At 58.3% G+C, this 18,472-nt stretch carries 18 protein-coding genes; 4 read left to right on the top strand and 14 right to left on the bottom strand.

Features of this window, described 5'->3' with window-relative positions; all coding sequences use genetic code 11:
* Window positions 1–3 precede the first annotated feature (3 nt).
* The 6 genes from icmH to EJ576_RS24170 are packed head-to-tail and all read right to left on the bottom strand — an operon-like array spanning window position 4 to window position 5,325.
* On the bottom strand, window positions 4–873 hold the full coding sequence (gene icmH, locus EJ576_RS24195) for a type IVB secretion system protein IcmH/DotU (protein WP_126571313.1): 870 nt from the start codon (window positions 871–873) through the stop codon (window positions 4–6).
* A 5-nt stretch (window positions 874–878) separates the two neighbouring features.
* Entirely contained in the window at window positions 879–2,207 is a 1,329-nt protein-coding gene (gene tssK, locus EJ576_RS24190; protein WP_126571312.1) for a type VI secretion system baseplate subunit TssK, read from the bottom strand.
* A gap of 1 nt (window position 2,208) precedes the next feature.
* Entirely contained in the window at window positions 2,209–2,670 is a 462-nt protein-coding gene (tssJ, locus tag EJ576_RS24185; protein WP_240037361.1) for a type VI secretion system lipoprotein TssJ, read from the bottom strand.
* Window positions 2,671–2,699: 29 nt separating this feature from the next.
* Entirely contained in the window at window positions 2,700–3,872 is a 1,173-nt protein-coding gene (gene tagH / locus EJ576_RS24180) for a type VI secretion system-associated FHA domain protein TagH (RefSeq protein WP_126571311.1), read from the bottom strand.
* A gap of 16 nt (window positions 3,873–3,888) precedes the next feature.
* On the bottom strand, window positions 3,889–4,020 hold the full coding sequence (locus tag EJ576_RS24175) for a hypothetical protein (protein ID WP_028616507.1): 132 nt from the start codon (window positions 4,018–4,020) through the stop codon (window positions 3,889–3,891).
* Window positions 4,021–4,062: 42 nt separating this feature from the next.
* Complete coding sequence (locus EJ576_RS24170) at window positions 4,063–5,325, bottom strand: sigma-54-dependent Fis family transcriptional regulator (protein ID WP_256656646.1); 1,263 nt, start codon at window positions 5,323–5,325, stop codon at window positions 4,063–4,065.
* Between EJ576_RS24170 and EJ576_RS30095 the strand changes: the two genes are divergently transcribed.
* On the top strand, window positions 5,317–5,538 hold the full coding sequence (locus EJ576_RS30095; protein WP_256656647.1) for a hypothetical protein: 222 nt from the start codon (window positions 5,317–5,319) through the stop codon (window positions 5,536–5,538). The two genes, EJ576_RS24170 and EJ576_RS30095, sit on opposite strands and share 9 nt — an antisense overlap.
* A gap of 53 nt (window positions 5,539–5,591) precedes the next feature.
* Here the strand turns inward: EJ576_RS30095 and EJ576_RS24165 are convergent, their stop codons facing one another.
* The 7 genes from EJ576_RS24165 to tssA are packed head-to-tail and all read right to left on the bottom strand — an operon-like array spanning window position 5,592 to window position 14,784.
* Window positions 5,592–8,024, bottom strand: coding sequence for an AAA family ATPase (locus tag EJ576_RS24165; RefSeq protein WP_126571309.1), 2,433 nt, complete (start codon window positions 8,022–8,024; stop codon window positions 5,592–5,594).
* Between the two features lie 6 nt (window positions 8,025–8,030).
* Complete coding sequence (tssG, locus tag EJ576_RS24160; protein WP_126571308.1) at window positions 8,031–9,044, bottom strand: type VI secretion system baseplate subunit TssG; 1,014 nt, start codon at window positions 9,042–9,044, stop codon at window positions 8,031–8,033.
* On the bottom strand, window positions 9,008–10,795 hold the full coding sequence (tssF, locus tag EJ576_RS24155; protein WP_126571307.1) for a type VI secretion system baseplate subunit TssF: 1,788 nt from the start codon (window positions 10,793–10,795) through the stop codon (window positions 9,008–9,010). The genes tssG and tssF overlap by 37 nt, the downstream gene beginning before the upstream one ends.
* On the bottom strand, window positions 10,785–11,183 hold the full coding sequence (gene tssE / locus EJ576_RS24150) for a type VI secretion system baseplate subunit TssE (protein WP_122684756.1): 399 nt from the start codon (window positions 11,181–11,183) through the stop codon (window positions 10,785–10,787). Before tssE ends, tssF begins: the two co-directional genes overlap by 11 nt.
* Before the next feature lie 14 nt (window positions 11,184–11,197).
* Entirely contained in the window at window positions 11,198–12,673 is a 1,476-nt protein-coding gene (gene tssC / locus EJ576_RS24145) for a type VI secretion system contractile sheath large subunit (protein WP_126571306.1), read from the bottom strand.
* Window positions 12,674–12,701: 28 nt separating this feature from the next.
* Entirely contained in the window at window positions 12,702–13,199 is a 498-nt protein-coding gene (gene tssB / locus EJ576_RS24140; protein WP_123476869.1) for a type VI secretion system contractile sheath small subunit, read from the bottom strand.
* Between the two features lie 31 nt (window positions 13,200–13,230).
* Window positions 13,231–14,784, bottom strand: a complete 1,554-nt coding sequence (gene tssA, locus EJ576_RS24135; RefSeq protein ID WP_126571305.1) for a type VI secretion system protein TssA — start codon at window positions 14,782–14,784, stop codon at window positions 13,231–13,233.
* A 477-nt stretch (window positions 14,785–15,261) separates the two neighbouring features.
* Here tssA and EJ576_RS24130 point away from each other — a divergent pair, with 477 nt between their 5' ends.
* Window positions 15,262–15,777: an Hcp family type VI secretion system effector gene (locus EJ576_RS24130; RefSeq protein ID WP_122728289.1), complete on the top strand. Its 516-nt coding sequence runs from the start codon at window positions 15,262–15,264 to the stop codon at window positions 15,775–15,777.
* Window positions 15,778–15,829: 52 nt separating this feature from the next.
* On the opposite strand, the gene EJ576_RS24125 is transcribed toward EJ576_RS24130, so the two are convergent.
* A complete protein-coding gene (locus EJ576_RS24125; protein WP_122684752.1) occupies window positions 15,830–16,651 on the bottom strand; it encodes an aldo/keto reductase in 822 nt (273 codons plus the stop codon).
* Window positions 16,652–16,757: 106 nt separating this feature from the next.
* On the opposite strand from EJ576_RS24125, the gene EJ576_RS24120 reads away from it, so the two are divergent.
* Window positions 16,758–17,252 carry a DUF1543 domain-containing protein gene (locus EJ576_RS24120; RefSeq protein WP_122728291.1) on the top strand — a complete coding sequence of 165 codons (495 nt, stop codon included), beginning with the start codon at window positions 16,758–16,760 and terminating at the stop codon, window positions 17,250–17,252.
* A 97-nt stretch (window positions 17,253–17,349) separates the two neighbouring features.
* A complete protein-coding gene (locus EJ576_RS24115) occupies window positions 17,350–18,450 on the top strand; it encodes a polyamine ABC transporter substrate-binding protein (RefSeq protein ID WP_126571304.1) in 1,101 nt (366 codons plus the stop codon).
* Window positions 18,451–18,472: the final 22 nt, after the last annotated feature.

Below are 18,472 nucleotides of genomic sequence, written 5' to 3'. Positions count from 1 at the left end.
GCGTTACGAGGGTGTCCGAGAAACGCCTGACACCAGAGATTGAAGAGATTGAAGAGGTTGCAGCGCCGCCTCGCGCTCCTGGTTCAGCACCCAGGCAAACCCCGAATACATCACCAGTAAACAAGCCAGCACACAAATAACGACCCACATGACGGAGAGAATCCGTATTCGTACCCGAGGAACTTTCCCTCTCTCGGGAGTGATGGATAGCGGCACCCGGTCACCTCGCACATGCCTGACCTGGCGGTAAACAGCATCTTGGATCGTTTCCAGTTGCCCCCTTCCCCGCTCCATGACGCGGTATTTGCCTTCGAATCCCAACGACAGGCACAGGTACATAAGCTCCAGCATGGCAATATGCTTGACGGGATCGCGGGACAATCGCTCCAGCAACTGGAAAAACTTTTCACCACCGAAGGTTTCGTTGTGAAAGCGGCTCAACAGGCTCTTCTTCGACCAATCGCTGCAACTGCCCCAAGGCGTGGTGACTACCGCCTCGTCGATGACACTGCACAGCACATAACGCGCCGACATCACCTGGCTGCTCTCTGCCCCCAGGTGCAAGGCATGGGCCTCAAATGCGCTGATGGACGATGAGAGCTGGTCATTGAGCGCTTGCAAGCTTTCCCGAGCGGGGCTGGCCTTGAGCTGGGCAACCTGCGACAAGAGCTCCCAGCCCGCTGCCAACAGCATGTTGGTGCCCATTTTGAAACGCTGCCCCGGGAGGTTGGCGGCGTAGATCATCCGATCTTCCAACTGTGCGAAGCGTGGCGGCGAAGGGAAGTCTGTAACGGGTCCCAGCGCCGGCCCGAGCCCATCACGGTCAAGCAGTACGGTTTTTTCATCCTGCGGGTATTCACTGCCCTTCGTCATGGTATTCAGTTCCTGATAGCCCAGAAGTTGAGTTCCAGCTCGGCGAATTCGCCGCTCGCGTGGAAGGCAAAACCACCCGACTGCTCCAACTGCGCGATGTCACGAGGACTGAGTTCGAGCATGAAATAGGTCTTGGCGGCGTGATACGGAATCTGCCGCGGCGCGACCGGCAGCGGCTGGACCTTGATACCGGCCAGGTGCAGGTTCACCAGCTCGCGGATGCGCTCTACGGGGCCGATCTTGAGATGCGCCGGCAAACGATGGCGAAGCTCTTCCGAATCACATTGGGCGGTGGCGGCCAAAATGAAGGTGGCGGTGCCGAGCAACTTGAGATCACTGACAGGGCAAACCAGCACACCGTATTGCCGCTTTTGCAACGCCAACTCGATGGCATGTTGTTCCAGCACCGACGACAATACAGCGCGAAGCCCCTCCATCAGCCCACGAAAGCTCGCCCCCTGATCGCCATGCCGGTAGTGCACGGCAAGTTGTGCGCGCTTGTTATCGTTGGCGAACGTCGACAGTTCGCCGAGAATCGAGAGCAACTCCCGATACAGCAGCTCCGGACGCACTTGAGCCTGCACCAGGTAGTGACGCAGGACCAACTCGGCACGATTGATCAGTTGCAGCATCAGAAAGTCGCCGACCTGTGCTCCTGTCGAGGCACCACTCCCCTGGATTCGCGTTGCAATCGCATCGCCACGCGTCGCCAGCAGGCTGATCACCTCCTTGATGCATGACGGCACATATCCGGCGCTCTGGAGATAGATGAACGTCGGCACAAAGTCCGCATCCAGGCTTACGCCATCCTCGCGAGTCGAATCCTGCACTTGGGCGACCTGGAGCTTCACGTAGAACGCATCACTGGGCCCATCGCCCAGCATCAGCCGAAAGTCCGGGTGTGCACAGTTGATCTGGCAACGAGAATCAACGCCGGCGTTGGAGTCGCCGATTTCCGATTCACAGGCGACGTAGCGTGCCAGCACATCGCTTTGCTCCTTCCTGCGCACCTCAACCTGATTCTCGCTCGCCAGCGGCAACGCCAGATAAACAGCTTGCCTGCCCGCATTGGCAGGCACCTGCAACACCAAAGGCTCCATCGCGCCGCTCAACTCAAACAAGCTGCCGTCCGGCAATACTCCGCTGGCCTGGTTGACAACGACCTTGCCCAGATTGAGGTACTGCATATCGATGTCCAGGGTCAGGAACCCCCACGCATCACTGCTCAGCAACCGAGTTCGGTTGAGCTGTCGATGGTAGTAGCGGTCATTGTGTTGCAAGTGCTGGGGCCGCAACAGCATGCCTTCTTGCCAGATAACGTTATGGACCTGCATCTCAATTCTCCGTCCTGTCAGTCTGAGGGGTTGCCATCCGTAGCCCCGTCTGGTCCAACACAATGTCGGCACGGGTCAATTGCCCCGGGACTACCGGCAGCACGAGCCGCCATTGCACATGAGGCAAGTCGCGATACGCCGCCAGCACGCCGACATAGCGGCTATGCGGCTGGACACTGAGCTTGAGTGCCTGCCGTTCACCAGGACGCAATTCCAACTCCTCGCTGCTGACCCAATCCTTGGAGAGTGTCTGTTCGGCGCGGTCGTAGAGGCTGAAAAAATCGGCATTTTCAAAGGCCACGGGGTGCCGCAGTTCAAGCAGTTGCACCACCACGGGAGAAGGGCGACCGTGCAGGTCGGGGTTGACTTCGTCACCTGCGATCAACGTCAAGTCCAGTTTGGTCAGGGTCGAAAAAGGTGAAAGGCTGCTACATCCGGCCAACAGGCACAGTGCTGACAGCATTGATAGGGCCGCAACTCGGCACGCGAACATCATCCTGGGCACCCCACATTCAGGGCGGAAACCAGGCGTACCTGCTCCTCATAGGCACTGGAAAAATCATTGCGCGACCACTGATGGCCCAAGGGATCTTCGTCAACCAGTCGTCGATAGTGGCGTTGGTATGCCCGCCAATAAGCGGCCTGGGTGAAAAACCTGGGTGGCTTGCCCTCGCGCTCGAAGCACAGCAACAAATGTCCAGGCGCAAAGGCTGCCAATGCACACCGCACCGCGGTCCGACAAGCCACGATCATGGCCACTTGATGAACTTGCAGGTCGCGACAGGCCTGGGCGACGGCTTGCTCGGCACCGAGCTCTCCCGGGGCTCCAGCACCCAACAGTGACGCCATGGCAGCCTGGCTGTCGGCGCAAGCTTTCAGCGGGTTGAGGATGTTTGACACTGGGGGGGTCAATGCAATGTTGATCTCGCTGTTCAGCTCATCACGGGTTCGTAGGTTTTGCTGCAGCCCTTCGATGACTTGTTTGAACAGCCCTGCCACCTTGATCGCGAGGGCTTCGCGACCTGGCGTATCAAGGGTATCCACTTGCACACCCAATGCTTGCGCGAACTGCGGCCAGAACACTTCCGAGGCAGCAGGCAAGGCCATGGCGGGTTCGGGAGGTATCTCTTTCCTGTCGGGTTCAGCCCATGTCGGTACGATCAGATGATCGCGATCCACGGGCCCTTGAATGTGCGATTGGAAAGTCACCTGCGTTGACGTATCCAGGCCGTCCAATTCTGCCGATGAGCTGACACGCATTTGCTCGCGATCCAGCGCGTCAACAGGGTCAAGCCCGAGGAACGCGTCGTCTGGAATCACATCATCCCCAGCAAACGACCGCCGTTCATTTGCCACCAACCGGGCACGAATTTCCAACCGTCCCAGTTGGTACACTTCACCCTCGATGATCAACCGCGCCTGCCCTTTGTCCAGGCGTTCCATGCTGCCTGAAACACTGATGCCGTTGCTGCTGATATCCGTCAGGTAATAGTGGCCTTCTCGATAACTGACCAAGGCGTGATGACTGGAGATCAGACGATGGGTATCGGGGATGATCCAGTCACAACCCGTCCCACGGCCGATCACACCGCCAACACCATCAAACGCCTTGCGCGCCAGCGGTTCATTATTCACGCCACTGCAGACTTCAAACACTAATTGCATGGCAGAGCTCTCCTGCTCACTGCCCACGACGTGTCGCCTGGGGGTCACCCAACGGACGGTAGTCGGCATCATCAAAGACATAATTGGCGTTACAGCCGCTCAACAAACACAGCACAAGCACCAGGGCTTGCCACGGATGAAAAAACATCAGGTATCTCCCATGAAAATCAGGTGCCCACACTTCTTCCATTCAGCCTTCCTCACGGACATCGCCAACGGGAATCTTCAGGCGCGCCAGGCGATAGAGCAGCGTGCGGCGGGCGACGCCCAGCTCACGCGCCGTTCGGGTGCGATTACCACGGTTCTTGTGCAGACAATCGATCAGGAACACCCGCTCTACCCGCTCCAGACGTTGGCGCAACGTCGCATCGACGGAGTCATTGGCTGGTGGCGCAGGCAAGGAAAGATGCACCGGCAGGATCACCCCGTCATCGCAGAGCAGTACCGCACGCTCCACCAGGCATTTGAGCTCACGGACATTGCCGGGGAAGGCGTAGCTCGACAGTTGGTCAAGGGCCGCGCTGGACCACGACACCGGCACACGTCCAAGTGCAATGGAAGCTTGTTGCGAAAAATCCCGCGCCAACAGCAACACATCGCCGTCACGCTCGCGCAAGGGCGGCAGTTCGATGGGGAATTGCGCCAGCCTGTAATAGAGGTCTTCGCGAAAACTGCCTTGGGCTACCATCGCGCAGAGGTCACGATGTGTCGCAGCAATGATGCGCACGTCAACCTTGTGTGCCGCAGTAGCGCCCAGCGGGCGAACTTCGCCTTCCTGCAGGACCCGCAGTAACTTGGCCTGCAGCGACAGCGGCATATCGCCGATTTCGTCCAAGAGCAGCGTGCCTCCATGCGCCGCGTCAAACAGCCCGACATGGTTGCGTTCAGCTCCCGTGAAAGCCCCTTTGCGATAGCCAAACAACTCGCTTTCCAGCAATCCTTCGGGAAACGCCGCACAGTTTTGCACCACGAACGCTTTGCTTTTGCGCGGACCTGCAGAATGGATAGCCCGTGCCACCACCTCTTTGCCTGTCCCCGTCTCGCCGCGCAGCAATACGGTGTAAGGCGTCTGCATGACCTTACCGATCAGGCGGTACGTCTGATCCATCGCCGTACTGCTGCCGATCAGCCCAAACTCCGCTCGAGGGGCCGGTTTACAGTCACTCAAAAGGGCGATACTTCCTGTGGAACACTGACTCTTCAGTAGAGCCCGCTGCGTCAAGGCAAAACTTCCCAGTTGGCTCAAAGAGAGGGAGTAGTCCTGCAAATTTCTCCGGCATTGGCTGGCAAGCAGCAACACGCCGTTGATGGCCTTGTCGCGGTTGAACAACGGCACGCATGACAGCGCTTCCCAGGGAGTCTCCAGCGCTGGCAGAAACCCGCACGCGTACATGCTGCCGGTGAGGTCCTCCAGGCTAAGAGCCGTTTTATGGTTGAGTACATAGTGCAACACCTGCTCATGCTGAAAGTCCTTGGTTCCGACTGGATCGCCGGAACAAAGCACTCCGAACAAATGCTGGGCAATCAGTTCAAGTCGGCCAGTGGACTCATCGCGCCAGTACCACTGACTGAGTTCGCATTGGCTCAACTGCGCCGCAGCCGCAACACAGAGCCCGGGCAAGGTGATTTCGTCGCCATCGGCACCCAGGCGAACGAACCAGCCTAGCAACGCGTCGAGGTATGCCTGTGATTGGGGCTCCTGGGTGGGTCGGCTCTCCCTCATTGGCTGAACTCGCAGAGGGGAGAACCATTCTCCGTCAGGTACGCATGCACATGCGCAAAGGGTTCGTCTTGAGCCATCGCCGCCAGCAAGCGATCCACCACCTGCGGCAACAAATGCAGTTCGATCCATTGGTCAAGGTAGCGAGCGCCGCTATCGCTGTGGGCGCAACGCTTGGCCATGTGTGCAACCAGCTCGGGCGTATAGCTGAACGCCAGCTTGCGCAGATGCAACCGTTGACCCAAGCGTTCCAGCTTGAGTCTTGTCAAATCATGCAGAGCCTCACCCGTGACCGGGTAATACGGCACGACGCGCATGCGAGCCAGCAATGCGGGTTTGAAGTGGTCGCGCAGCAACGGCCGGATCGCCTCTTGCAGCACTTGCACTTCAGGTCGCGCGCCGTCTGCGCACAGTTCACCGATGCACTCGCTGCCCAAGTTGGACGTCATCAGGATCAGCGTGTTGCGAAAGTCAATTTCCCGGCCTTCCCCATCATTGGCCAGGCCTTTGTCGAAAATCTGATAGAACAGGTTCAAGACTTCCGGGTCGGCCTTCTCGACCTCGTCGAGCAACACCACAGAATACGGGCGTTGACGTACGGCTTCGGTCAGCACACCGCCCTCGCCGAAACCGACATAACCGGGCGGTGCGCCAATCAAGCGAGACAGTGAGTGTTTTTCCTGGAACTCCGACATGTTGAGGGTGGTGACAAAACGCTCACCGCCATACAACAGATCGCCCAGGGCCAGCGCAGTCTCGGTCTTGCCCACGCCACTTGGGCCCACCAGCAGGAACACACCAACCGGGGCCTCGGCCTTGTTGAGCCCGGCTGCAACGGCGCGCAGATTGCGGTCCAGAGCCTGCACCGCTTGTTCCTGGCCAAGAATGCGCGCGCGCAGAGCATCGGCAAAACCCAGCACCCGTGTACTGTGCTCACATGCCAACTGTTCAACCGGGATACCGGTCCAGCCACTGATGACCTCCGCCACCAGGTGCGGGCATACCTGCTGCGCCGATGTTTGTTGCTCCTGCCAACACTGCTCCAGAAGCTGGCGCTCGCTTTCCATCTCCTCCATGCGTAGGTTCAACCCGTGCAATATTTGCTCATCCACGGGAAACCCTGCATCCCTGTCACGACCTATTGCCTGAAGCTGCCGCACGCCTTTCGCCTGTTCCGCGTAGAGGCGTTGCAACACTTCGGGCGCCGCCTCCCTGCGGGTACGCAAACGAGCGCAAGCGGTGTCCAACACATCCACCGCCTTGTCGGGCAACTGGCGCCCGCTCAGATAACGGGCACTCATCTGCGCCGCCGCCACAACCGCATCGTCCCGCACGTAAACGCCATGGCTGCGCTCATATACCGAGACCAGTCCGCGCAGGATCGAAACCGCCTGCTCGACACTGGGCTCGCCAACCAGTACAGGCTGAAAGCGCCGTGCCAACGCCGGATCTCTCTCGAAGTACTTCTTGTATTCCGACCAAGTGGTCGCAGCGATGGTGCGCAATTCACCACGGGCCAAGGCCGGTTTCAGCAGATTTGCCGCATCAGACCCACCCGCCGGAGCGCCCGCACCGACCAACGTATGCGCCTCATCGATAAACAGGATCACCGGTTTGACCGAGGCATTGACCTCGTCGATCACGCCCTTGAGGCGCCGCTCAAATTCTCCCTTGATGCTGGCTCCAGCCTGGAGTAGCCCCATATCCAGGGTCAGCACCCGCACATCCTTTAGAGCGGCTGGCACCTGCTCGGTGGCAATGCGCAGCGCGAGGCCTTCGACAACGGCCGTCTTGCCTACCCCGGCTTCGCCGACAAGTATTGGGTTGTTTTTGCGCCGGCGCATGAGAATGTCGATCAGTTGGCCGATCTCAGCTTCGCGGCACATCACCGGATCGATACGGCCTTCAAGCGCCTGGCGCGTCAGGTCGTGAGTGAAGTGTTCCAGCAATGACTCGCTCGTCGGCGAAGGATCCGTGCCAGGCGACTGACTCGACACAAAGCCCAGTAAACGCTGCGTATCCAAGCGGTTCAACAAAACCTGATAGGCACTCCCCGCATGGTGCAGCGGATGACGCAGCAGTGCCAGCAACAGCGCGCCGTGATCGACTTCAGTCTGGCGCAGTTCCAGATGGGCAACCATCAAGGCCTGCTGCAGCCATTGCACAAGCGATTGGGCAAACACCGGGTTGCGTGATGCACTCGCCTCCCCCTTGGGCTGCAGTGCCGCTTGCAACTCACCCACCTCAATGCCTGCATCTGCCATAGCCCGTACGAGAAGGCCGTCTTGATGCTCCAGCAAGGCCAGCAACAAGTCTTCCACCAGTACTTCTCTGCCGCCGCGCGTTACGCAACGTTCAGCAGCGCGCACCAAATCCCGACGGGCCTGGGTGGTCAATGTCTGAATAAGTTGTTGCAGATCCACATTTATCATAATGATTCATCCCTCATGAGCGTTGCCCGGCACCATGACCACCCCGTCGGAGCAGTCATGCGCCAGCCACGTGGTCCAGCCGAGGCGACAGACGTTGTGTTCACCAATGTGCAACGGTCGGATCTCTTCCTTGGCCAGCACCAGCCGCACGTCATAGTCCAATGGATCCCGAGATGTGAGGCGCACCAATGAACACAGCAGCGGGTAGTCGGGCCCAGTGGGCAGAAACCCATGGAATTGCTGCCAACCCAGGCCCTGCAGATGCACCCTGAACTTGCCACTACAGTCGGCAACCCGACTGCCCAATACCTGGTCACGGCCAAGTACGCTATTCGCGGTGCCGAGCCGATTTCGCTGTGCGTCAGCGATTGCAACCGTGCGCAGTACCCACTGCTCAATGAACAAGCGGGGGTGTTTGAAGTAGTAACGCAACACCGTCTCGATCAAGGCTGCCGAATGCGCCCGCAGGCTAAGTAACCCCAAGTAAGGCAACAGCCGCTTGCAGTTCAATTGCGCGACACTGCGAATCTGCTGGCCGCTCAGGCCGATCAACGCAAACATCTGCTCGGATAACGTGTCACGCGCGCCTGCCTGGAACCGCGCCCGGTAACGGTACTTGCGCCAGATGGGTAGCATCAGTCGTTGCAAACGGTGATGAAACACGTCCAGAAATTCTCGCGTAGTACTGCCACCCACTCCGTCGGCACACGCTTGCTCGCCATAAAACGCCGGCAAGGGCGACCCCGCGCCACACAAGCCCAAAAGGTTGAGGCGAAGACGCGCACGCAACTGCCCGTGCTCACTGAAAAACTCCACCCGGTCAATATCGTGACCGGGAAAGCCAAGACCTGGATTGGCTTGAAACTCCAACAAGTCATACAACGCGTCGTCATCCGACAGGGGATGGGCTTCGCGCAAGCGGTTGATCACCTGCAAAACCGCCTGGAACAGCGAATACTCGCGGATGCCCCGGGACAGTCGCGTCAAAGCAGGGGCTGCTGCCCCATCCGTGGTGGCCATAGGTACACGTCTCCTTGTGTGCTGATGACTCGTAGTTCGTGGTAAGCGTTGAGACTGGCGTAAAGCGCGAAGAATTCGTTGAGTACCGACGCGAAGACGAACACTTCGCCATGCCCCAGAAAGCCTTGGGGGTCGATGCTCAGATCAATTCGTATCCCCCGAAACGGCAAGCCCCGTTGCAATCGGTCGACCGCCGTATGACTGACGGATCGCATTGCGCCCAGCTTCCTCTCACTGACCTTCTGCGCTTGCCGATCGTGGTAGCGCGGTAAGTCATAGGTTTGAAGGATCACCTTCAAGGCGTTGATGTCGCTCAACGACAGATAGTTGAGCGACAGGTTGCTAATCAATCGCCAGAGAAAATCCTGATCCAGGGGTGGCGGAAAACTGGCCGTTGGCGCGCAGATGTTCCGAAACGACAACCCCTCTGGCGTCTGTTCGCAGGGCAGGTTTATGTCCCCAAGCTGCAACAGCCGAGGCAGGTTGTGATTGGTACACGTCAACTCGATCGACAGGGTTTGCTGCTCTGACTCAGGACCGTTACCAAACGCAAGCCAGGTTTCAAGCCCTGCATGCTGTGCCGATGGCCGTTGACGAATGCTATAACTCGCCGGGCTATCCGCCTGGTCGGTGTCGCCACCATGTTCGAAGGATTCGAAGGGCACGTAAGCCTTGTATCCACGCCCACCCGGTTGCCACCCTGTGACACTGTCGACGGAAAATACACTCGCGTTTTCCCGCGAGTATTCGCCAGGGACGAGCAGATACTCATCCTGCTTGCCGTCCAGCCGGATGGGCACCGCATCATGCTTGAACAGGTTCACGATAGGGGTGCAGTACAGTTTGACGTTCTCCAGGGTGGGCTGCTGGGACTCACGCCATGGCGTGCGCAACTCGAAGCGCAACATCACCCCACGCACCTGCTTGAGCAATTCGCCAGGTAATTCCTGCAGCACGCCCAAGCCCCCTACATCGACAAACAGGTACTTGTCAGGAAAGGCAAAATACTCCTGCAGGTGGCGATACCCTGGAAAGGTATTTTGCGGATACGGGATCAACGCCTGTTCCTCGCTGAAACCCACCGGCTGGACCTGGTCGGCGTCCAGCCGCAGTGATAACGCCTGGCCATTAACCCCGTTGACCGGCAGGCCATCGTGGCCCAAAGGTAGCAACTCGATACCGTCAAGATGACGCAGCAGGCTCAGGTACAGCTCCTGGCTGATGTAGCGATCTCCGGCGAGATGCAGGCGCAACTGAGTGAAGGTCCATTCACTGAAATTACCTTCGGCGCTCATGTCCAGACGCAGGCTCAACTTCCCCCGCCCTGCCTGGGTGCCGTACTCCAACGCGCTCAGTTGCAGCGGTAGAACCTGCGTGGCATAGCAGGTCCGAAAACGGCACCGCTCGTCATTGACTGCGGCGCTTTCGACCGGCGTGTCCCTCGCCACCCACACGTCCGGACCGGAGTGTTTCAACGGATCAAATTGCAGCATGCTGAACGCGGGCATCGGGCGCATGTAGTTGGGCCAGAGCAAATGCATCAGCGAATGTGTCAGTTCTGGAAGCTCGTCATCGAGCTTCTGGCGCAAGCGCCCCGTGAGAAACGCAAAGCCTTCCAGCAGTCGCTCTACATCCGGATCTTGACCCGACTCTGCGAGAAAGGGAGCAAGCGCAGGATTGCGCTCGGAGAACTGACGACCGAGCTGGCGCAACGCACTGAGCTCGCTTTGGTAATAACGATTAAACGACATCCGGCAAGACCTCTACCCGACCGGAATCGCATAGCCGAGCGGTGAACACCACGGGGCGCTGGGTGCCCTTGATCATCAAAGTAGCTTCAATGGCGAAGGCCAGGGCCAGTGGGTCGTGGTCCCTCGGCAACGTCTTGACCCGCACATCCTTCAAGCGCGGCTCGTAGGCGCGGATGAATCGCTCGATCAACAAGCGTGACTGAGACAATGACTCATGCAGGCTCTGGTTCATGTCATTGAGGTCGGGCAAGCCGTAATCGGGCAGCGTCTGCACACTGCCCGCACGGATGCTGAGCATTTTTCCCAGGTGGATCGCGACGGACGTCACGGCACTTGCGGGAGTAGCCGGGCGCTCAAGGCGCTGGAAAAGACTCTGGTGGTTGGGCATGACCTGGCCTCTGCTCATTCTTTGTCGAGCTTGCCGACCAGGGACAATGTGAAATCCGCCCCCATATACTTGAAGTGCGGGCGCACACTCAGGTTGACTCGATACCAGCCGGGCTCGCCGTCGACATCACTGACAACGATGCGGGCCGCACGCAAGGGGCGCCGCCCACGCACTTCGGCGCTGGGGTTTTCCTGATCGGCGACGTACTGTCGAATCCACTTGTTGAGTTCCAGCTCCAGGTCGGTGCGCTCCTTCCACGACCCCAATTGCTCACGCTGCAGGACCTTGAGATAGTGGGCGAGGCGATTCACCACCATCATGTAGGGCAGTTGGGTTCCCAGACGGTAATTCAGCTCAGCCTGCTTGCCTTCGGGACTGAGACCAAAGTGTTTCGGCTTCTGGACCGAACTGGCGGAAAAAAACGCTGCGTTGTCGCTGCCCTTTCGCATCGTCAGGGCAATGAATCCCTCTTGCGCCAGTTCGTATTCCCGGCGATCGGAAACCAAGACTTCAGTCGGAATCTTGGTTTCGATTTCACCCATGCTATGGAAGTGATGCAACGGCAAGTCTTCCACCGCACCACCGCTTTGCGGGCCGATGATGTTCGGGCACCAGCGAAACCGCGCGAAACTATCGGTCAGGCGTGTGGCAAAAGCGTAGGCCGTATTGCCCCACAGGTAGTGTTCGTGGCTGTTGACCACGTTTTCCTGGTAGGAAAAGGTCTTGACCGGGCATTCAAGGGGATCGTAGGGCGTACGAAGCAGGAAACGCGGCACGGTCAAGCCGATATAGCGTGAATCTTCGCTTTGGCGAAAACTTTGCCATTTGGCGAATTGAGGGCCTTCGAAATGGTCCTTCAGGTCTTTGAGATCCGGCAGACCGGTGAAACTTTCCAACCCGAAGAACGCAGGGCCGGCAGCGGCGATAAAAGGCGCATGGGCCATGCAGGCCACACTGGAAGCGTACTGCATCAACTTCACGTCCGGGGCGCTGGGAGACAGAAAGTAATTGGCGATAATTGCGCCCACCGGCTGACCACCAAACTGACCGTATTCCGCACTGTAGATATGTTTGTACAGACCGGACTGGATCACTTCAGGTGAGTCCTCGAAATCTTCCAGCAGATCTTGCCGAGAGACGTTCAGCAGTTCGATCTTGATGTTCTCGCGGAAGTTGGTGCGATCAACCAACAACTGCAGGCCTTTCCAGGAAGCTTCCAAGGCCTGGAAATCCGGGTGGTGCAGGATCTCATCCATCTGAAGACTAAGCTTCGTGTCGATCTCGGCAATCATCCGGTCGACCAGCCGTTTCTTGACGGGCTCGCCTCGGTTCTGCGGTTTGATCAGCTCTTCGATGAACGCCGAAACACCACGCTTGGCAATACCATAAGCCTCGTCGTCCGCACTCAGCAGAGTCTGGGCAACGATGTTATCGAGAATGCTGTATTGATCAGCGGTTTGTGCAGGCAGTGAGTGCTGTTGTGTCGTCATGAGCTCAGTGTCCTTTTACTGAAAAATGTCAGGCGTCAGGTGTATCCAGTCCCAGCTCAGCCAATACCCGAGCACGGGAATCGTCATCGGCAAGGGCCTGTTCTATAGCTTTGCGAAAGCTCGGCGTGTTGCCCAATGGTCCTTTGAGCGCCATGAGCGCCTCGCGCAACGCCATCAGCTTTTGCAGTTCGGGAACCTGCTCTACCAGGTTCGCCGGATTGAAATCCTTCATGGAATTAATGCGTACCTGAATGGCCAATTCCTCAACACCTGCATCCTCCTGCAGACGATTAGGCACGCTCAGCGTCAGGCTCAACGCCTGTTTGGCCAACACGTCATCCAGGGTGTTCTTGTCGATCGCAATAGGCTTTCGATCTTCGAGCTTGCGCACATCTTCACGCTGGGTGAAATCGCCCAGCACCAACAGTTTCAACGGCAGTTCGACTTCTTCCTGCGCACCGCCCAAGGCGGGCTTGAAAGTGATGTTGATACGTTCCTTGGGGGCGACCGAACCTTCTTTGGCCATGGTGTTTCTCCTTACTCAGTGGCTCGAAAGCCTATTCAAGTACCGCTTCCAGATCGAAGAGGCACAGCCTGCGGTGGGTGTCTTCCTTGCGCTCGAGCACGGCGTGGTTTTGTGGCAACAGGTCACAGCAGCGATACAGAAGCTGGGTTACCTGAAGGGCCAGTTCCGGCTCCCAACGTTCAAGACCTGTGTGTTGCAGTTCGTGGTCCAGATGTTCGAGCTGGATCTTCGCCAGTTCGTGCTTGCCGGCTTGTACACACAGCCTCGCCTGGGCAAGCCGCCAATGAAATCGCGCGCGCTCGCTGCGAGCGGCGTACATGCCTTTTTTGAGTTCATGGATTGCGGCTTTGAGCCCGTCCTTTCGCAACCGGGGTGCCACTGCCTGCAAGGCGATCTCCCAAGGCTCGGCTTCGGCATCAATCATCACTGCGGCTGGTTCGGGTATTTGCAGACGACGGCTGACCTGCAGCGTGATCCAGTCACGGCTGGCGGCATCGGCAAAAGGAACGCCGTCGTGAAAACAGAACGACGGCAGGTCCGGCAGACGTTGCAGCAGCAAGGCGAAGGTCACTTCCAACTCAGTCATGGCCTGTTCCGCCTGCAAGGCTTCCAGGCATTGCCAGAGCATATGCAGTCCGTCGAACCAGAACATCGCGCCGGCGAGACTGGTTTCGAGTTCCAGTATCAGGTCGGCGTAATGCCCCTGAGCAAAACGCTCCTGATAACGTTTGAGCTTGTCAGGCGCAGGCCCGCGCAAGGCGGTAATCCGTTCGCTGTCGGCATCCGGATACCCGCTCAGTACCAGCCAGTTCAACGTTCGGTTGAGGCGCAAGGCACGCAGATCGGTGGCGTTCTGGCGCAACCACCAGGCACACAAGGAACGGGCCTGCTCCTGCAGAGTGCGTAGCAACTTGTTGGCGTCTTTTTCGTTGTCCACGACCGCTTCAGGTTTGAGTAATTGGCTGGTCGCGTGCCTGACCTGCGCTATGACACCGCTCATCCCCGCCGCCGGAGCATGGTCCTGAACAGCCAGCTCCAGCCGCTGAGCCAATTGCCTGCGGATCGGCAGCAGCAAAGGCGCCTCGTCTCCCAAGTGCCTGGTCCATACCTCATCGAGGCAAACCAGTTGTTCAAGTACTGCACGAAACAAGGGCTGCTGGCTCTGCAGGGGCAGGCCTTGCGTAAACAGAGGCTCGAGACGCAGTACCAACCAAGCGAATGACGCACCGCGAGTACGCATTTTTTCGGGGTAGACCACCGACCAATGGTGCTCGCAGAGATAACGCAGCAATCCGAGCCCGGCTAGCAGGCCTGTATAGGACTCGCACTGGTGCAACGCCCAGGTCAGCCAGACGGCCGAGCGCAGATCCTTGGACTGATGTCGCAACATTAGCTCGCTGGTTTCCAGGACCTTGCGCCAATCGGGCTGGCTGCTGCCATGAATCGATTGCGCCTTTGCCAACTCGGATTCCAGGCATTCATATTCACTCGAAAAGCGCATATCGCTGCCCGCAAAACTCGATTGCGCACAGGGCGACCTTGCAACTTCAAGATAATGATCACACAGCGTGTCCGAATAAGACATTTCACACCAGGCGCAACTAACCAAGACAGGACCAGCCAACTAACCACGCGTAAAGTGCGCAGCAGAAAGCCATCTGAACCTTGCAGGAATCCCTGCAAAGCTCCAGAACCTTAGCTACGGCTAAAACATTCAGCAAGCGACGAAATAATAGTTAATCCTTTTCCTACAAACCCCTTAAATCAGCCACTGCGCAGCATTTTGCGCACTCATTCATGCCCGCTCGCTCGGATTGACGTTACACGCCAGCCATTCAAATAAAGTCTCGACTGAGCAACTAAGTGCGCAGTAATGCGCAAGAAAAACCAATTTAAACCAACCAAACACACCCTGACTGTTCAACAACCCTAACTTATATACAGCCTAACCCTAACAATCATTACCCCACACACTTTCAGGCACGCTTCTTGTAATAGGCAAAGTCCCAGCCGCTGCATTTATCGGTGGGACTACCCCTTCAATCAGACAAGGAAACCCGTCATGCCAACACCCGCGTATCTCTCCGTCACCGGCGTCAAACAAGGTTTGATCACGGCAGGCACGTTTACCCAGGACTCGGTAGGTAACATTTATCAGGAAGGCCATGAGGACCAGATCCTGGTCCAGGCCTTTTCTCATCAGGTGATCATTCCGCGCGACCCTCAATCCGGCCAACCAACGGGCCAGAGGGTGCATAAGCCCTTGATGATCAGCAAAGTCTTCGATAAGTCCTCACCATTGCTGTTCAGTGCGTTGACCAGCGGCGAAGAGGTCAAGTGCCGGCTGGAGTGGCTGCGCACCTCGTCGGCCGGCACACAGGAGCACTACTTCACGATTGAACTGGAGGGCGCCACCATCGTGGACATCCAATCACGCATGCCCAACTGCCAGGACCCGGACAACGCCCACTTCACCCATCTGGAGGATGTGTACTTCACCTACCGCAAGATCGTGTGGACCCACGAAGTGTCTGGCACTTCCGGGTCCGATGACTGGCGCAGCCCGGTTGCCGGTTAACCCGGATTAGCCCGGGAACGGTGCCAAGGAAGGCGCCGCTCCTGACGGTTGGCTAAACCATCGCCAAAGGGTGCTTGCGCTTGGGTGCGCCAAACACGCGATCAATCGCGTCGAGGTCGTGCTCATCCAGCACCAATTTGGCGGCGGCTGCGTTGAGTCGCACATGCTCCGGCGTGACGGCTTTGGGGATTGCGATCACGCCGTCATGGCGCAACACCCAGGCCAGGGCGACCTGCGCAGGTGTGACCTCATGGCGACGGGCGATCTGCTTGAGGGTCGGGCTGGACAACAGCTCACCGCCCTGGGCGATCGGGCAGTACGCCATCAAGGGCAAGTGGTGCTGTTGCCACCAGGGCAGCAGGTCGAATTCGATGCCGCGCTCATCGATGTTGTAGAGCACCTGATTGGTAGCGCAGGCCGGGGATGCAAGTTCCTGCAGGTCGGCCACATCGAAATTGGAGACGCCCCAGCGGCCGATTTTTCCGGCTTCGCGCAGGCGTTCAAACGCTTCGACAGTTTCCTCAAGGGGGTGCTGGCCACGCCAGTGCAACAGATAGAGGTCTATATAGTCCGTGCCCAGGCGCTGGAGGCTGGCTTCACAGGCGCGGGGCACGCCCTTGTGGCTGGCATTGTGCGGGTAGACCTTGCTCACCAGAAACACCTGGTCGCGCCTGCCTCGAATCGCTTCTCCAACGACGCTTTCAGCGCCGCCCTCGCCATACATTTCGGCGGTGTCAATCAAGGTCATACCCTCGTCAATACCCAATTGCAGCGCGGCGACTTCGGCGCGGTGCTGGTCGGGGTTTTCGCCCATGCGCCAGGTTCCCTGGCCGATAACAGGGACGGGAACGCCCGCCAGATCAATGGTACGCATGACAACCTCCTGATGAGTTCGCGGATTAACAGTCTGGCATTGACCGGACAAAAGGGTTCAATCGAAGTAAGGTTAGCCTCTGTCAAATCGCCAGGAAGAATCTGCAATGCTGTTTGTCGTCATGCTCGGGGGCAAACACCCACGGGCAAAGATTGAAGTTCACGATGTGGTGTTCGCTGTGGCGGACACGCTGGAAGCGGCCTACCCGCAACTACGCGCCGACTGGTTCGGCAGCCCCAAGGGCGTACATATCGATTCCTGGATGGCAGTAGAGGGCGTGGACGGTTGGAGAGTCGAACTCAGCCATCTGGCCCCGGCGGCTGGCGCGCCTCACCTCTACTTCATCAACCTTGGCGGTTACGAAGCCAACAGCTTTGGTGAAGCCCATCACTACCTGCTGGTGGTAGCCCGTAGCAAACAGGAGGCCATGAGCAAAGGCAAACAACACACGCGGCGCCAATGGTCCCAAGCCCACACCGATGGAGTGCTGGACATCGACGACTGCCTGCCCATCGACCTGGTGGACGGTCGCTATATCCACTTGGTGCAGGGCACGCACCGGCCAATACTCCAGCAGAACGATTACATCGTCCTGAGCTGAACCCTACCCGAACGGGGTATGGCGCCCACCGGCCATCTGCCTGACAGTGCAATCAGTCCCTCAGCCTGATAACAAGCACAACTCAAGGTGGGCCCCCATGCGTAAAGCCTTTATCGCTCTGTTCAGCGCCGTACTGCTTGCCACCTCCACCTTGACTCAGGCCGCCGACGACCCAGGCAATACCTTGCGCATCTACAACTGGGCAGACTACATCGGTGATACCACCCTGGCCGATTTCGAGAAAGCCACGGGTATCAAGGTGATCTACGACACTTACGATTCCTACGAAACCGTGCAGGGCAAGCTGCTTTCCGGGCATTCCGGATATGACCTGGCCCTCCTCAACGCCTCCCTGGTGCCGCTGCTGATCAAGGGCGGAGTCTTCCAGCCACTGGACAAGTCCCAGTTACCCGACTGGAAGAACCTTGACCCTTTGGTGCTGAAAAGCCTGCAAGCCCACGACCCTGGCGTCACCTATTCCGCGCCCTACACCTGGGGCAGCAATGGTGTGACCTACAACGTCGACATGATCAGGGCGCGTATGCCGAACGCCCCGCTCGGCTCCCTGGCGATGATCTTCGATCCCAAAATCGTGTCGAAATTTGCCGACTGCGGCATCACCTTCATGGACTCCCCCACCGACATGATTCCCCTGGCCCTGACCTACCTTGGTCTGGACCCCAACAGCGTCGCGCCAAAAGACTTGAAGGCTGCTCAGGACGTGCTGATGGCCGTACGGCCGTACATTCGCAAATTCGACTCCAGCGGTTTCATCAATGGCCTGGCCAATGGTGACCTGTGCCTGGCAACCACGTGGTCAGGCGACTACGCCACCTCCCAGGCACGGGCGACGGAAGCCGGCGCCACTATCAAGCTGGACTACTTTATTCCCAAAGAAGGCTCGCTGATCTGGTTCGACAACTTCTACATTCCCATCGACGCCCCCCATGTCGCCAATGCCCATAAGTTCATCGAATTTCTCCTGCAACCCGGCACCATCGCCGGCGTCAGCAACACCATCCACTACGCCAACAGCAACCTGGCGTCCAAGCCGCTGGTCAACGCCGATATCCGCGACAACCCGGCTATCTACCCGGACCCGGAGACGATGCAACGCCTGTTCACCCAGCAAAGCCAGCCGCCGGCCGCCGTGCGCCTGATCACCCGTACGTGGAACGCCGTCAAGACCGGCAAATGACTCCCAGCCTTTGAAGGTAAAC

Origin of the sequence: Pseudomonas sp. C 49-2 (assembly GCF_003970195.1) — a bacterium.
In the GTDB taxonomy this organism is placed as follows: domain Bacteria; phylum Pseudomonadota; class Gammaproteobacteria; order Pseudomonadales; family Pseudomonadaceae; genus Aquipseudomonas; species Aquipseudomonas canadensis.
Note: the sequence above shows the minus strand (reverse complement) of the source record. Positions and strands in the feature narration are given on the sequence as shown.